General features: G+C 37.3%; 11 protein-coding genes. 3 read left to right on the forward strand and 8 right to left on the reverse strand.

The genetic code is table 11. From position 1 onward, the window contains the following. Nucleotides 1-4: 4 nt before the first annotated feature. Nucleotides 5-1,366, forward strand: a complete 1,362-nt coding sequence (locus prwr041_RS09890) for a TolC family protein (protein ID WP_237072206.1) — start codon at nucleotides 5-7, stop codon at nucleotides 1,364-1,366. A gap of 347 nt (nucleotides 1,367-1,713) precedes the next feature. Here the strand turns inward: prwr041_RS09890 and prwr041_RS09895 are convergent, their stop codons facing one another. From prwr041_RS09895 to prwr041_RS09920, 6 genes are all read right to left on the reverse strand, one after another. After that, nucleotides 1,714-2,346 carry a DUF4230 domain-containing protein gene (locus tag prwr041_RS09895; RefSeq protein ID WP_207153629.1) on the reverse strand — a complete coding sequence of 211 codons (633 nt, stop codon included), beginning with the start codon at nucleotides 2,344-2,346 and terminating at the stop codon, nucleotides 1,714-1,716. Continuing rightward, complete coding sequence (locus prwr041_RS09900) at nucleotides 2,336-3,007, reverse strand: DUF4230 domain-containing protein (RefSeq protein WP_207153630.1); 672 nt, start codon at nucleotides 3,005-3,007, stop codon at nucleotides 2,336-2,338. The genes prwr041_RS09895 and prwr041_RS09900 overlap by 11 nt, the downstream gene beginning before the upstream one ends. A 1,190-nt stretch (nucleotides 3,008-4,197) precedes the next feature. Next, the gene (locus tag prwr041_RS09905; protein WP_207153631.1) at nucleotides 4,198-5,784 is read right to left on the reverse strand and encodes a DUF4957 domain-containing protein; all 1,587 of its coding nucleotides are present in this window, start codon (nucleotides 5,782-5,784) and stop codon (nucleotides 4,198-4,200) included. Between the two features lie 20 nt (nucleotides 5,785-5,804). Further along, nucleotides 5,805-7,613: a RagB/SusD family nutrient uptake outer membrane protein gene (locus prwr041_RS09910; RefSeq protein WP_207153632.1), complete on the reverse strand. Its 1,809-nt coding sequence runs from the start codon at nucleotides 7,611-7,613 to the stop codon at nucleotides 5,805-5,807. 19 nt (nucleotides 7,614-7,632) lie between these two features. Further along, on the reverse strand, nucleotides 7,633-10,878 hold the full coding sequence (locus prwr041_RS09915; protein WP_207153633.1) for a SusC/RagA family TonB-linked outer membrane protein: 3,246 nt from the start codon (nucleotides 10,876-10,878) through the stop codon (nucleotides 7,633-7,635). 295 nt (nucleotides 10,879-11,173) lie between these two features. Continuing rightward, a complete protein-coding gene (locus prwr041_RS09920) occupies nucleotides 11,174-13,735 on the reverse strand; it encodes a glycoside hydrolase family 88 protein (protein ID WP_207153634.1) in 2,562 nt (853 codons plus the stop codon). A gap of 563 nt (nucleotides 13,736-14,298) precedes the next feature. Here prwr041_RS09920 and prwr041_RS09925 point away from each other — a divergent pair. Continuing rightward, nucleotides 14,299-14,895 (forward strand): RNA polymerase sigma factor, encoded by a 597-nt coding sequence (locus prwr041_RS09925; protein WP_207153635.1) that lies wholly within the window; start codon nucleotides 14,299-14,301, stop codon nucleotides 14,893-14,895. On the opposite strand, the gene rpe is transcribed toward prwr041_RS09925, so the two are convergent. Together rpe and prwr041_RS13715 are read right to left on the reverse strand one after the other, a co-directional pair. Next, entirely contained in the window at nucleotides 14,892-15,542 is a 651-nt protein-coding gene (gene rpe / locus prwr041_RS09930; RefSeq protein ID WP_207153636.1) for a ribulose-phosphate 3-epimerase, read from the reverse strand. The genes prwr041_RS09925 and rpe overlap by 4 nt on opposite strands. Nucleotides 15,543-15,560: 18 nt before the next feature. Further along, the gene (locus tag prwr041_RS13715; protein WP_262502963.1) at nucleotides 15,561-15,686 is read right to left on the reverse strand and encodes a hypothetical protein; all 126 of its coding nucleotides are present in this window, start codon (nucleotides 15,684-15,686) and stop codon (nucleotides 15,561-15,563) included. Between the two features lie 487 nt (nucleotides 15,687-16,173). Between prwr041_RS13715 and trpD the strand changes: the two genes are divergently transcribed. Then, nucleotides 16,174-17,178 (forward strand): anthranilate phosphoribosyltransferase, encoded by a 1,005-nt coding sequence (gene trpD, locus prwr041_RS09935; RefSeq protein ID WP_207153637.1) that lies wholly within the window; start codon nucleotides 16,174-16,176, stop codon nucleotides 17,176-17,178. Nucleotides 17,179-17,182 lie beyond the last annotated feature (4 nt).

A 17,182-nucleotide genomic window follows, 5' to 3' on the forward strand; every position in this document is an offset into this window, starting at 1 on the left:
AATTATGATGAAAAGATTATCAATAATAATATTATCAGTTGGTATGATTTTGCCAATACACGCACAAAAGATATATACATTGAAAGAATGCCGTGACTTGGCAATGCAAAACAATGTAAAGATCAAGGATGCTAAACTTGGAGTAAGTCAGGCTCTGGAGACGGAAAAGAATGCATTTTCTAAATATCTGCCTACTGTAACGGCTGGTGCTCTTTATTTCCAAGCCAGTGATTATATGATAAAAAAAGATGTAAGTCTGTCTGCAGAAGAGCAAGGAAAATTGGGAGCTATCGTTTCACAGATGGGATTGAATCCTGCTGCTTTAGCTGCATTGCCATCTTCTTACTCATTTAATATGTTGAAAAATGGGGCTATGGCGCAGATAATGGCTATGGAACCTATTTATGCTGGCGGACAGATTACGGCTGGTAATAAATTGGCTAAGTTGCAGACTGATGTTAAGAAACTTCAGATAAGACAGTCTGAAGATGAGATTATATCAACAACAGAGACATACTATAATCAACTGCTAACTCTTTATGGAAAACTTAAAACCATAGAAAAGGCTGATGCTCAGTTGAAGCGTATTCATAATGATGCTGAAAATGCATACAAAGCTGGCTTGTCTACAAAAAAAGATATGTTGACAGTAGAATTGAAACAGAATGAATTGCTTGGTAACAGATTAAAAGTTGAAAACGGTATTAAATTGTGTAAAATGGTTCTGGCGCAATATATTGGTATGAATGGTGAGGAAGTAATGATAGATACAACGTTGACAAATAATATTCCTGAACCATCTACTTATCTTGTTGATCATGCTTCAGCATTGAACAATAAGGTTGAGTCACAACTTTTGGATAAAAATGTTGAGGCTAACAAACTCCAGACGAAACTTAAAAAAGGAGCTTTGCTGCCAACTGTGTCTGTAGGAGCTGTTGGGTTGTATCATGATCTGATGGGCAACGGTCAGGCTAATGTTGTTGGAATGGCAACTGTTAGTATCCCAATAAGCGGATGGTGGAGTGGAAATCACGAGGTGAAGCATCAGAAAATAGCCGAACAGATTGCACGCCAGGACAGGGATGACAATCGTCAATTACTCATGATACAGATGCAAAGTGCATACAATGATTTGGATAATTCATATAGACAGATTTTAGTTGCACGCAAGAGCATCGAACAATCAACAGAAAATCTTCGTCTGAATGAGGACTATTATAAGGCTGGCACTGCAACAATGAGCGATCTGCTTGATGCCCAGACTAGTAATCAGCAGTCTTTAGATAAATATACTGAAACGGTATGTAACTATCTGGATTGCAAGACGGCTTATTTTATAGCTACAGGCAGGGATGCTGAATAAAAACTAACATATTCAAACTATGCAATCGTTTGCTCAACGATTTGCGCTAATATTGACAATTATCAGAACAATGGGGGAAATTTAGTCTTATCTTTGCATTGTGATTGGAGTTCACATAAATCATTTGATTGTGGTTATGTACTTTCTCCAAGCTATTATAAAAATAAAATAGATTCAATGTTTTTAGGTACACGATTAGACTTAAAATGTTTAGAAAGTTTTGATTATTGTGTTTTGATAGATTAGATTTTGATTTCCCACATAGCGTGGATGGGTTTAAATGGTTTTTGTTGATTTAGTGAGAAAGGACCCGCTAGCAGATATGCTGGCGGGTCCTTTATTTATTGTCACTTGTCAAATCGTATTTTTACATATTCAAATCCCATGGAGTGCAATATGTTGTCAAACTGTATTCTTGCGTTATCCTTAGCTTTATTAATGTTTTTTGTTGTCATGCACCGGCTTTTCATCGCTTTGTATGCCTTTGTGTATAATGCTTTACGGTCTTTGTCGGTCCATGTTCCTGTTTCTGAGAATGGCTTTGTTCTTGCCTCATCAATGAAATCATTATCAAGCAACTTTATCTGTGGCAGTGTTGCCTTTATGGTGTCGTTGTCTACTTTTAGCCAGTCTTTATTTGTTTCGTGCAGATTGATTCCTAGTCTAAGTGTCCCGTAATATATTCTGACGAGTTCACTGTCTCCAAAGAAACCTTGCTTAGTTGTATCAGCCAACTCTTCATCATTTATCTGCAGAAATTCCCATTCACCTATGTCTTCAATAGATTTTATCATTGTTGGCGTAAGGTCAATCTTCTTGTTTTCTTCAATGCTTATGCTATTATCCTTGTTTAGCCAATACAGTCCAGTTATAACAATGATGACTGCTATAGCGATTATCGCAACTTGAAGTAATGGATTTACCGTAATATTGCGGATAATAGACATTATGCTGAGTTTTGATTTATTTTTATTTCCCATGTTCAATTGTCGTCTTATCAATAAGGTTGTTTATATTGTTGCTAAAATCCTTTCTGAAATTAATGGTTATATTTTTTTCGTCATATCCCATTAGTTTAATCATTGGTATGATGTTGTTGGCTGCGTTCATCTTTGCTCTTTCAAGAATATCAGTTTGGGGAATAGCTTTTATTATTTGGTCTCGTCCTTGTTTTTCATAACTTAGCAGTTCATCGTCACTGAAGTTTGAGCGCATCAAACTGACATCTTTCTTAATATCTTCATGATTTATTTTAGAACTTGTCATTATGATTCGTGGGTCGGGTAGTGTAATTTCGATTTTGTTGCCATACTTTGTTATATTCTTTTCTGAAAAGTTAGAGAAGTCGATATATGCTTTTACGGTTGCGTCCATAGGGATTGCAATCTTTCTTTCGCTCATTGGAATATCAAAGCTCATGTCTGTTTTAAATAGCGAAGCCTTGATTGTTTTTTTATCCTGATGAGTTATAATCTTGTGGAATGTGTATTCTGCAGTATATAGTCGTGAGCATTTTTGTATATGCATCACCATTTCTGGTATTGTATCTACCTGCTTAGCTGTTTCATCTGTCTTGTTTCTGTTGCAAGAAGCAAGCAATGTAATAGCCATCATAACGATTAATGTAGCTTTATGTTTCATGTTCTTTATTTTTCAATAATACAAATATAGATATTTTTTCCGAAACAAGGAATGTATTTGTCGAAATTAATTAATTACGCTTGTAGGTTATATCTCTGAATGGAATTAATTATTGATTCTTATTCATTTGAATGTCAGCGATTGAGTAAGATGAGGCAACTTATTTATTACGTTCAAGCTACGTCAACTTGTGCCGTTTTATAGATTGAATTTTTCTGTGAGTAAATTTGTCAAAGAACTGTTAGCTGTATCTGAGGAACTGAGGATGTGGAAATAGATACCGTAAACAGGAGCAGAATGTTCAAGCTTGTTTAAATATTCTGCCGAATTCCGTTGAATTCTTTGCAAAGATACTACAAGATTTTTGTCCATGCAATCAGATTTAGGTTAGGTAGTTAGCCAAAGTTTGGTGCTACACATTATAATACACGTGCGTACGTGCGCACACTCTGAATTTTACGTAAAAAAAAGTGTCGAAGTGTCTATTCGCTGAGCATCAATTTGTTAGGCATCTTTTCGAGTCGAATGAAGTGACGGTTATTCGTCGGTAAAATATGGGTGGAAAATTTTATCATATTACATTGCGCTTCACGAAGTTTTTTGTTCCGTTTTGCATTGCGTTTTACGTTATATTGCATTACGTTTTACGAAGCAATAGGAGGTAAAACATCGTAGAAACGTTTGCGTTTCTATATGGAAAGAGTTCCGTTTCTATATAGAAACGCATGCAAAACTCGAAATATGACGGTTGAATAACCGTCACTTTATTTAGTCAAATTCGTCGATAAAATATTGATATTCATTCAGTTGACACTTTGACACTTGTATTTTTCAAAACCCTAGGTATGCGCGTGTATGCACGTACATTATATAAGCAGAAATAGATAACATTGCTAAAACGTAGCTAATCGAAGCCAAATTGACCTAGCTACGTATCGTTAATTCCAATGTTTATGGGCTTTGCAAGAGATCTTTTAGCTTTATAGCTAAAAATGCGAAAAAAACGCAAGTAAGAAGCCTCATGGCACCCACTTATCTTTTATAACCGAAAGAGTTATGATATTGGTTGCATTCAAGAAGCCTTTTTTTGTAGCTGTGTCTTTGAGACTAGTAGGATGGGGGGAGAATATAAAAATAGGAGAATACAAAATGTATTCTCCTACTTGATTTATTGTTTAATAAGAATATCCTTATTTAATCCAACGAGGGTCACCTGTCTTTGAAGATTTCAAATCATCGCTCTTTACTGTGAAGTCATGATTTGCATAGTCTGCATAGCTAGGATTGTAACTAGTACCAGTATTATCATAGACGGTTATACCTGGATTTGTTTTATCATCAGTCGCCAGAACAAAGTTTGGTGAGTTATAGTAGTTGTTACCACTGAAACTCGGAATAACTGTTGTTGCAAATTTACAGAATACACCAGTAGAGTTACTTACGATATTGTTTGTAAAGGCTACCGTACTTCCTGTAAATCTTACATAGAATACACCCTTATTTACTGAAGCCAAACCGTCAAGTGTGTTGTGGTCAACGCTGATGTATGGAGTTACTCCAGGGAAACTGCTAGCCTTGTTATCATATCTAAAGAAATCACGACAAGAGATAGCGTAAACAGTGTTGTTTGTAAATGTCAAGTTGTGTATTGCACCTGCTCTACAATCAAGGAAGTCACTTGCGGTGCTAATGTCATGAATGATACAATTGTTTATTTTTAAGTTCGTAATATCTGATGCAACATTCACATAGTAAACACCACCTGTATATCCTTTAACTTCGCAACCTTCAATAGTTAGATCACCAAATTTGCCAGCTGTCTTATAGTCTGCAACATACTTGATGGTAGCATTGTTGTTTCCGTCAAGAACCAGCTGTGTCAAACTAAGTGTTGCACCGTCACTGAGTTGGAAACCGCCTTGTATTATAGCCTTGTCGTAAGAGCGTACTGACTTGATAGCGATGCTCTTGTTCAGAGGCATGTTGCCGTCTATTGTGTTTATAGGATAGTTACCAGGCATCAAAGCCAATACGTCACCATCTTTTGCATTGTCAATACTAGTTTTAAGGTCACTACCTGCTTTTACAAGAGTTGCTCCACCTAAATCAATCGCAGTCTTAACACTTACGGTACCTCTTGTCTTAGTGTTATTATACAGTTTGATCGTGTAGCTGGTTTCAGGAGAAAGCCCACTTATTGTTGCCGTTCCAGCAGCAATTTCATCTGCTGTTATAGTGTGTGAGATTACATTTGATGCGACTGAACCATCCTCTGTAGCCACAATAGAAGTAGCAGTTTCTCCAGCTGGCCATTTCAAAGTTACAGTCGTTGCAGTGATATCAGTCTCTTCATTTACAGCACTGAGAATGTTTTCAGGATCAGTTTCAGCATAAGCCGTACTCCATTTAGAGTCTCTTGATGAATCATCCTTTGTAATGGCTTTTATTCTGAATGAGTATTTTGTCTCACCTTGCAGACTACTTACTGTGTAAGGTATGGCGCTGGCTAGAACGCCAGTAATTGTTTTCACAGGAGTTCCTGCAAAAGTAAGACTGTCATCTTGGAATACTTCAATGGTATAGCTGTCTGCATTAGATTTTTGCCAAGTAAGTTTTACGTTCGTCTTGTTGACAACTTTTGCAGTCAGTTCTACTGGAGCATAGTTTCGGTCGAGAATTAAACTTGTTATCTCGTCCATTGGATTACTGCAAGAACTTACTGAAATGATGGTCGCAAGTCCAAGCAGGTATTTTGATATGTTATTTATAATCTTCATAATCTTAGGAATTTTATATATTAAAATCCGAGCCATGTGTTGTTTAGCTTACCATTACTGTTGTCAACGAATGTTTGCCAGATAGGCCAGATTGCATGTGTACTTGGCGTATTGATATATAGACCGTTAATGAGATCATCATCAATCTTTAATACACCAGTTTTAGAGTCTGGTTCAAGCCATGAAGTCTTTTCGTATCCATTCAAGCTAACAAGGTTTGCACCTTCATCATCTGTATCTCCATGATTAAGACCATAGATAATAAGGGTCTCGCCATCTGCAGCAGTCTTGGTATATACACTTCCTGGTAAGTCCGCGTAAGCACCAGTGCGAGTTCTTAATGCCTGCATCTTTGTTTTTGCTTCAGCAAGTTTGTCATCAATAAGGTTCCAACGTATAAGGTCAGCTTTTCTAAGTTGCTCACCTGCAAATTCAAGTCCGCGCTGTTCAACAATACCATTGAAGAATGCGTCTTTGTTTGCTGTATATTTATTTTTAAGAGTAGCAACCTTCTCTGCTGGCAATACGCGTGACAACACTGGTTCCATATATCCCCATGCATCGCTAGGACCACTAAGTTGGTTAATGGCTTCTGCTGCCATTAGATAAATATCAGCCATTCGCATATATTGGAAGTTGACACCGTCATCGTTTGTCGATGTAACGATGCGGCCCATCCATTCGTAGCGGAGTTTGCCGAAACACCATTTGCTTACTTTGCGCAGCTGCTGCTTTGATTGTGACTCGTTGCTCCAGTCGTATGGTACACAAGTAATGTCACGACGAACATCCTCATTGTCGTAATCATAATACAAATAAGGTAAAGGACCGTTTACACCGCCTTGTGCCTGCTTTGTGTACTGGTCTTTGGCATTATGCTTAACGCCCCAAGTATATAGTACACGTCCACGACCGTCAGAGAAAGGAACTTCCCAGAGACTTTCGTTACCCGCATCAGTTTTGTCCATACAAAGGTTTGTAAAGTTTGTCTTGAAGTCACCTAATTTATTCTTTCCGCTGTTGATGACGTCTTCACATTCGTCACGTGCAATCTTATACATGTTGTCCACAGAGAGGGCTGGAGCGTTACTCCTTCTTACAGTTCCGTCTGCACGGTAACTAAATCCAGCTGCATAGAGTGCGATGCGTGCACGAAGTCCCTTTACAAAAGACTTGCTGACACGTTCTACGTTCTTAGTCTTATCATTGTCGTTAGGCCAAGGCATCATATCTTCGGCCTCCTTGAGGTCGGAAAGCAGTCTTACGTAGATAGAATCACGGTCTGTGCGTTCCTGATACATTGTATTAGTCGAAATAGGCTCAAAGCGTGCAGGAACATCTCCCCATCCTTTTATCAAGTCAAGATAAAGTACGGCACGAAGAGTCATGCCCTCACCGAGCAATTGCGCCATTTCTGGACGATTTGCAGGGTCACCATATTGCTTTATCGCATCTATTACCATGTTGGCACGTTCAATACCTTCATAAAACTTTGCATACGCATTGTTTGATGTATTCATAAGAGTATTGTTTGGTGTAGCATTGTAAGCACATAGGTCATACTTTGCACCGTCTGGAGTTTGTGCCAAAGTAGGGATGTTTATCATCTCAACATCGGTATTCATTCCGTAATATGGAATGAAACGACCACGATATGAATTAGTCTCTCCAAATGACTGGTGAATACCCATTATGGCAGATTCAGCCATTTTTTCAGTATATCCAACAACACTAGGGTCAAGCGAAGATTGGTTTGGTGCATCCATATCGCAAGAACTTAGTCCGGCTAATGATAATGCAAGTATTGATAGTTTTATATATTTTTTCATTGTTAAATCCTCCTGCGTATTAGAAATTCAAGTTCAAACCAATAACAAACTGACGACTCTTTGGGTATCCAGAGTAGTCAACTCCAGGTGTAAGGTTTGTTCTGCGCATTGTTGAAACTTCAGGATCATAACCTGAATAACTTGTGATGCAGAACACATTGTAAGCTGTAACATAGAAACGAAGACTGTTTATGCCCATTTTGTTTGTAACGAGCTGAGGTATTGTATAGCCAAGCGTCAATGTGTTAAGACGAAGGAAAGATCCGTCTTCTACAGACCAGTCAGAGAATACCATTCTGTTTGTGTATGGAGAGAACTCTGTTGTTGTTGCATTAAGTTCTTTTAATTTCGCAGGGTCGTTTGTAATCAGACCTGTTGCAGGATCAAGATTTGTCCAACGGCTACCAGCAGCCATTGTGCTTAACATGTTACGGTATTGGTATTTGCCTGTTGTTGAGAACTCAATCTTGTTGGCATTGTATATATCGTTGCCAACACTGAAATTAAAGTTTGCACTTAAGTCAAATCCATAAGCATGGGCATTGATGCCGAAACCACCAGTGAAATCAGGGTTAGCATTGCCGATGATAGTTTTATCACTTGTATCAATCTTACCGTCACCTGCATCTGGTTTACCATCACCGTCTGTATCTACTGTTAGCTGATCTGCCAGCTTCATTGAACCTGGACGCACCTGACCTACAACACTTGTAGCATCAGCTACACCGCTCTTGAGTATCCATTTCTTTTTTGTTGCGTCATAACCAGTGAAGTCATCAACTTCATATCTGCCTGCTGACTTATAACCGTACATCTGACCAACAGAACCTCCTACAGCTATCCAATAGTCGTTTCCTATTTCAGATGAAGCCCAATAGCTTTCTGCTCCAAAGTCGTTCATCATACCAAGACTTTTGATTTTAGACTTATTGAAACCAATGTTTCCATTTAAATCAATTCCCCAGTTCTTAGCATTTACTGCATGCCAAGTGAAAGATGCCTCAAGACCTTTATTCTCTGTCTTACCCATGTTTCTGTATTGGTAGTCATATCCTGTTCCTGATACAGGGAAGGCGATAAGTAAGTCTTTTGTCGTGTTAAGGTATGCCTCAACAGAACCAGTTAATTTTCCACCCCAAAGAGTGAAATCAAGACCAAGGTTACGTGTAATTGTAGTCTCCCATTTCAAGTCAGGATTTGACATATAAGTAGAAGGTGCCCAATAGTTACTGATACCGTTTACCCAAGATGTAGTATTGTTTTCATACACCTGTGTTAACTGTCCTGATGGAATATTGTTGTTACCGGCAGTACCGTAACTGAAACGAAGTTTTAAGTCATCAAGCCATTTTGATGTACCCTTCATGAAAGGTTCTGAAGATATACGCCAAGCAGCAGCAGCTGAAGGAAAATATCCCCAACGGTTTTCTTTAGAGAACTTAGAAGAAGCATCTGCACGGAATGTCGCGCTTAAAAGATACTTATCCTTGAAATTATAGTTAGCTCGTCCAAAGAATGATAACAATTTATCGTCAGGAGAGTAATAGTCTTTAATCATATAAGGAGTACCCTGTGTAGAGAGTCTCCATGCATCTTCAGCCATGTAGTTTACAGGGAAGCCGTGAATGATGTTTGTGTTTACTCTTTCTTTTGTTATGATATACTCATGACCTAACATTATGTTAAGGCTGTGATCTTTGTTATTGAGCAACTTCTTGAAATCATAACTAATAGTGTTAGTATTGCGGAAACTATGACGGTCAGTCTGCTGAAGTTGTGTAGCAGGCATATTCTGATTTTCGCTTGCGGGTACATTCTTTACATAATATGTAGTAGTACCCCAGAATCTCTTGTCGTAGTTTGATGTAAGGTCGTAACCGAACTCAGTTTTTGCTGTGAAGTTATCAAATATCTCCCAGCCGAAATCGCCAGCTAAGTTAAGATTCTTTCTGTTCTGCAAACGGTCGTTGTCATAAACAGACTGTACAGGATTATATAGGTTACCAAGGTCGTCGTCGCCAGAACCTGAATCAGAAGTTAAGTTATTTATTGGGAAAGGTGTATAAATTACTGAATACTTCAAACGTTTATCAGAGTCGTATGAACTTGTAGCATCATTAGCACCACCACCACGAATGTTAGTCATAGAATACCTAGCTTGTAAATCAAATGTAGTATTCTTTGTTGGTTTGGTGTTTAACTTCAAAGAGAAGTTATCGCGCTTGTAGTTACTTCCAAGCATAATCGCCTTATCGTTCATGTGGGCATAACTGAAAGCATACTTCAATGCATCTGTGCCACCATTGATATTGACGTTGTGGTTGAAGGTGTGACCAGTGCGACCGAATGTTATGTCCTGCCAATTGTTAGTTGCGACATCATCATATAAGTCAAGATCTTGATATGAACCAAAGAAATTTTCATAGTTAGATATTGATTCACCACCCTTCAACTGTGCAAGTTCATATTGCCATGTAGCATAATCTCTAGCGTTAAGAACATCTAGTTTTTTAGCGATTTTCTTAAAACTGTAATAAGCGTTATAGCTAACCTTAACTTTACCGCTTTTACCGCTCTTTGTTGTTACTAGGATAACACCGTTGGCACCACGAGAACCATAAATAGCCGTTGAAGAGGCATCTTTTAATACTGTGATGTCTTCGATGTCATTTGCTGGAATGTCACTGATACTTTCAACAGGGAAACCGTCTACGATGAATAGAGGTTCATTGCTCTGTGTGATAGAACCACCACCACGCACACGAATCCTCATTTCTGCATCAGGCGAACCTTCTGTTGTTGTGATCTGTACACCAGCCATCTTTCCTGTTAACGCTTCTGCTGCGTTGGCTACAGGTACAGCTTGCAGAGCCTCACTGTTTACTGTGGCAACAGATCCGGTCAAGTCTTTCTTCTTGACAGAACCATAACCGATTACGACGACATCGTTAAGGCTTGTTGCCTCATCGTCAAGAGTTACTTTGATAGAGTTTTTTCCTGCAACATTTACGACTTGTGGTTTCATACCAACATACGAAACTTTAATTTTCTTAGTGTTGCCTTTTAGGTTTAATGTAAAGCTACCGTCAATGTCGGTTACACCGCCATTACCTTGTACTCCCTGTTCCATAACAGTTGCACCGATAATTGGTTCACCGGTATTGTCCTTAACTGTACCTTTGATAGTTTGTGCTGATAAACTTCCGACGAATAACGACAGAAGGCAGACTAGCACAATTCGAAAATTTTTCAAGTTACCAGACATACGTTTTTGATTTTATTAGATTAGTAAAAATTCACATTCGCAAAAGTAATAAAAATATATTAATTATCAAACTAACAAATTGACAATAATATATGAAAAATTGTTAAGTCGTTGATAATCAGATTTATAGATAATAAAATTGTTAGTAATTAATTAGGGCCGAAATAAAAAAAGAACTAACTATTGTGGTTAGTTCTCGTATATGTAAAATGTTTGTAATGGGAAAAACTCGCTATTTTAACATATCATTTTTTATTGTGTTTACTTTCGTCGTCTCACTAATTGATTTCCTATGTTAATTTTCTACAGGTAGATTGCTTTGCTCCATTTCAAGACTTGCCCAAACAAAAGGTCCTACACCTTTTGCGTCATTGTCACGTACAGGTTCTGAAATATAGTATTCAAAGCTACCGTCACGTTTGTAGTTAGGTGTTTTTACGTATTTGCCAGGACCAGGACCTAGACCACTGACAGAACAACATTTCGTCAGACTTATTGTTTTGTCAGCATTTACACGTACAAACTGTTTTAGTATGCCGTTGTATGCCGTTATACCTGCTTTTTGAAATTCAGCAGGAAGGTAGCCTTTGCGTACTCCCTTTAGAAGAACGTATGCGAACATAGATGATGCTGTGCTCTCAAGATAATTCTTGTCGCTATTCACATCCATGACGTCATACCATACACCAGTATTCTTATCTTGATATTTCACAACTGCTTTCATTGCCTTGTTTAACAGTTTGATAACTTCACCGCGTCGTTCATAGTTTTCTGGAAGAACATCAAGAACTTCAGTCATAGCCATAACATACCAACCAAGGGCACGAGCCCATGTGTGTTGGCTTTGTCCATTTTCTTTGTTTGCCCAGAATTGTGAATGGGTTTCATCCCATGCGTGTTTCCACAAACCTGTAGATTCGTCATAAGTACGCTTGTCTGTCTTAATGATCTGATTTACTGCGTCATCAAAATATTTGTTAGCTTTCTTTGCGCTCATGTTTTGCGCTGCATAAGCTGTGTAGTATGGTAGTCCCATGAATATGCCATCTAGCCAAACTTGGTTTGCATAAATTGCTTTGTGCCACCAAACTCCCTCTTTTGTACGTGGTTGGTTTTTTAATTGTTTGAATAATGTCTTTAAAGCTTTATCTATATTCTTTTCAGGCTGTAGATTATTCATTCTAAGTATGAATTTGGCTGTACGAACGTTATCAAGATTGAAGTCTTTATATTCATATCCAGTGATGTTGCCTTTTGGATCAATCATCTTTGCAGGATACTCTTTGAGATAATTCAATATTTCTGGGTTCTTATATTTCTCATAAGTATCAAGCATGCTTTCTTGTTCAATTCCCATAACGTAACTCCATTTGGGTTTAGTAGAGAAATCAAGAAGGTATGGATGAGCAGTTCTTTTCATTTCTGATGCAACCAGCCATTCGCTATAATTCTTGAAAGGCTTATCAAGCAAAACCAACGAACCGTTGATAAAAGTGTTTTCAATATTTATATCATGACTTTTACCTGTACGCATGATATCTTGGTCTTGTACACCATTAAATGTGCAGTTATTTACATTTATATTATATATGTTGTCGGCATCATCTAGTCCGTTGAGCAATATGCCATATTTGCTTTTTTGGCATGTTACATTTTCCATATATACATTCCTGACTGTAGGGTTGAAACCACGCTTTGCTGCTTCTTTTGGCTCATAATTCAGGTTGATTCGCAATACGGCTTCACGGCATTGTCCAACTTCTACATTACGCATATATATATTTTCGGTCAATCCTCCACGACATGAATTTGTCTTTATACGCAATACACGTTCCAAGTTTGGTGAGTCCATTTTGCAGTTTTCAACAAACACGTTGTTGCATCCGCCTGAGATTTCTGAACCAATAACAACACCTCCGTGTCCGTCTTCCATCACGCAGTTTCTAACAATGATGTTCTTACTTGGAATATCCCATTTTCTTCCGTCAGCATTTCTTCCACTCTTTATGGCAATACAGTCGTCACCAGTATGGAAATTGCAGCCATCTATTATTACGTCTTCACAGCTTTCTGGATCACAACCGTCACCATTAGGACCATTGTTCCAAACTTTAACACCCTTTACAGTGATGTTTTTTGATAGTAATGGATGTATAACCCAGAATGGAGAGTTGAGTAGAGTAACATTTTCGATAAGAATGTTTTCACATTTATATAGGTTGATTAGTTGCGGACGCATTCCTAATCCCTTCATGTTGCGTTTCTCTATAGAAGTTCCGTTTTCTACGAACTCAAATAATTTTGGCCTACCTATATTTTGATTTTCCGTAACTTTCTCATTTGCTTTGAACCAATCTTTTCCACACATCTTCCACCATGTATTCACGCTTCCATTGCCATCAATGGTACCTTCACCTGTAATAGCGATGTTCTTTTCTCCATAAGCGTATATGCAAGGTTGATAGTTCATGCAGTCCATGCCTTCCCAACGCGTTTTTACAATAGGGTAGAGGCTCGTGTCAAAAGCAAAAATTATATGTGCATCTTTCTCAACAACAAGATTTACATTGCTTTTTAGTGTAATTGCACCTGTGTTCCATGTACCAGAAGGAATTATTACTTTTCCTCCCCCAGCTTTAGAACATGCAAGAATAGTTTTGTTAATTGCAATCTGATTCTTAGCAGCAGAAAGTTTAGATCCTGCTCCATACTTGGTGATTATAAAACTCTGGTTTAGAAACTCTGGTTGTTTCACTCTTTGTTCAATCTGTTTGTATGTGTTGTTATTCCATCCTTGCGCAGCAATAGCGATAGGACATAATAGTAGTGCAAACAGAATCGTTTTAAAACATCTCATGATATAAATTGTTTATTCAATTATTTTTTTGATTTAAATTTTTAAGTAGTGAAGGCATTTAAAAAAACTGATTGTATGTCTTCACAGACATAACCTGTTATAATCGAAATGTCTTTTTCCCATTTTCACAATGCAAATATAAAAAAAATATATTTATTTAATGATGAATATTCGTTTAAAATATATTATTATTTATCAAGTCGTTGATTTATAATGGATTATGAAGATAATAAAAATAAAATAATAAGCTTTGTATGATAGAAAATAGAAGTGAAAAATAATTCATTATATTCAATAATGTGTTAAATCCTGAATTTATATGTTACAAAATTTGTTTTTTCAATTTATATAATTTATATTTGCCACAAGTTTTTAAGATTTAGTTTTTTACTAAATCGCCCTCGAGGTTGGATGCATCCTGCGCCAACCTCTTTTTTTTTATCGTTAAAAATTTGCCTGTACCGAAAATATATTTTATCTTTGTAGCAATTAATACTTTAAAAGCAATAAACAACAATTCGCCTATTGAAGCAATTTTACTTGGAATTTAAAACATTTACAAGATGAAAAATCTAGCCGTTATGACTGATGAAGAGTTGGCATTATCTTATGTCAATGGAGATAATAGGGCGTTTGACGAATTGTTATTACGCAATCAGTCTAAAATATTCTCTTATATTTTGTTCGTTGTCCGTGATCGCGATATGGCTAATGACATTTTCCAGGAGACTTTTGTTAAAGTGGTTGTCAAGCTTCAGCAAGGGAAGTATGTTCCAAGTGGAAAATTCTCAGCATGGGTGCTGCGTATAGCGCATAACGTGATAATGGATCTTTATCGCGGACAGAAGTCACAAAAGATTATAGATGCTGTTGATGACAACGATCTTTCAAATATTGCGAGCAATGATATGATTATTGGCAATGTTGAAAGTCAGTTTGTGAATACTCAGGTTTTGAGTGATGTTAGGAAAATGATGAATCTGCTTCCTACCACTCAACGTGAGGTTGTCTACATGCGCTATTTTCAGCAGATGTCATTCAAAGAGATTGCTGATACCACCAACGTTAGTATAAACACAAGTTTGGGACGCATGCGTTATGCCATTATAAATTTGAGAAGAATGGCAAGAGAGCATGACGTAGTTCTTCAGCTTGTTTAAATATTCTTCAGTGACTTTATCGTTGATATGGGGTCTGAACTTTTGAATACGTAACTTCCGCTTACCAACACATTAACTCCTGCTTTCACTAGTATAGGAGCTGTTTTTGCATTTACGCCTCCATCAACTTCGATAAGTGTATTTGTTCCAGCTTCGTCTATCATCTTGCGAAGTCTTTTGACCTTATTAATCGTATTCTCAATAAACGTCTGTCCACCGAAACCAGGATTTACGCTCATCAGCAATACCATGTCTACATCACCGATAATGTCTTCAAGCATGCTTACTGGTGTTGCTGGATTTAAAGTTACAGCAGCCTTCATACCCGCATTGTGAATTTGTTGTATTGTACGATGTAGATGCGTGCAAGCCTCATAGTGCACATTCATCATCATTGCACCAAGTTTTGCTGTTCGCTCAATATATTTTTCAGGATGCATAATCATGAAATGTACGTCAAGCGGTTTCTTACAGATCTTACTCACAGCTTCGATAATAGGGAAACCGAAAGATATGTTTGGAACGAACTCGCCGTCCATAACGTCCAAATGCAACCAGTCTGCCTCACTTTTGTTGATCATTTCTAGATCTTCCTTTAAGTTCAGGAAGTTTGCTGATAACAATGAGGGCGATACCAATGTATTCATCTTCAAGTGTTTTAAATATTAGTTAAGGCAGAACACCTCTTGTTTGCCATTTACCGTTATCACCCGATAGGTATAGGCTATCTGCCTTATAATATTCAAAGTCTTTTCAGATGGTTGGGCTTCTTTTTGAGTAAAATACTTCATAGGCACTCTGCTTTTATTATTAATATATTATTGAAACGCACCATCTCTCGTATTATTGTGCCATTGATGCTAAAATATCGCCTATAGTGTGACATATCTATATACATTATTACATAATAGTTTTTATGCTTCTTTTATTAGTTTTGAGATGAAATATCACTTGCGTAGATATTATGATATCAGTATATTTATGGCTTTGTTCATACTGCAAAATAAGCTAATAAATATTTTTATTGTATTTTTTGTTTCGATTTGTTTGTAGAATAAAAAAATATCAGTATATTTGCAACCGAAACAATTAAATAAAAGCAAAATGAATAATATGATATCTACATCATGGTGGTGGCGTTACTCGAGATTAAACAAGTCGTGAGTTACGAAGCCGTGTGGATATATATATTAATGATATACAAAGAGGCCTGTCGTTCTTACGACAGGTCTTTTTTGTTTTAACAACATGTAATGACAATATAAAAAATATACGATTATGGCAATGAAGGACATTTTAAACCGCATGCTCAATCATGAAGAGTTGACGCGCGAAGAGACTAAAAACATCATTCTAGGTATCACGAAGAGTGAATTTCCTGAAGAACAGATAACAGCTCTTCTTACAGGATTGCAGATGAGAGGTGTTACTGTAGATGAATTATTGGGTTTCCGTGATGGTATTCTTGAAACAGGAGTTCCTGCTATTCTTGATTGTGACCGCTATATTGATGTAGTTGGTACTGGTGGTGACCGTAAGAATACATTCAATATTTCAACCACTTCATGCTTTGTTATTGCCGGAGCAGGATACAAGGTGGCTAAACATGGTAACTTTGCTGCAACTTCGGTGAGTGGTGCATCTAATGTTATTAAGAATCATGGTGTTGAGTTTACTGATGATTTAGATAAACTTAATCGATCTATGGATGAGGCTAATATTGTTTACCTTCATGCCCAACTCTTTGCAAAGGCAATGAAGTTTGTCGGTCCTATCCGTAAAGCATTGCAATTTCCTACAGTGTTCAATCTTCTAGGTCCTTTGGTTAATCCTTCACAGCCACAATGCCAACTTCTTGGTGTTGCCAATCTCGACCAGATGAGGTTATATAATCAGGTTTATCAGAAGATTGTTATTGATTATGCAATTGTTAATAGTATAGATGGTTATGACGAAATTTCGCTAACAGGAGATTTCAAAGTGTCTACAAATGATTATGAAAAGATATTCTCACCTTCTGATTTAGGCTTTAGAATAGCTAAGCCTGATGAACTTAAGGGTGGTGCTACAGAGTTGGAAGCTAAGGAAATATTCGATGCTGTGATTGAAAACAGAGCACTCGATGCCCAGAAGAATATTGTACTTGCAAATGCTGCATTTGGTATTCAGGTAATGGAAAAGGGCAAAAAGAGCATTGAGGAATGTATTGATATTGCCCGTGAAAGTATAGACAGTGGTGCTGCTCTTTCTACATTTAAGAAGTTTGTTGCACTTAATTCTTAACGAA

Origin of the sequence: Prevotella herbatica, assembly GCF_017347605.1 — a bacterium.
GTDB lineage: Bacteria > Bacteroidota > Bacteroidia > Bacteroidales > Bacteroidaceae > Prevotella > Prevotella herbatica.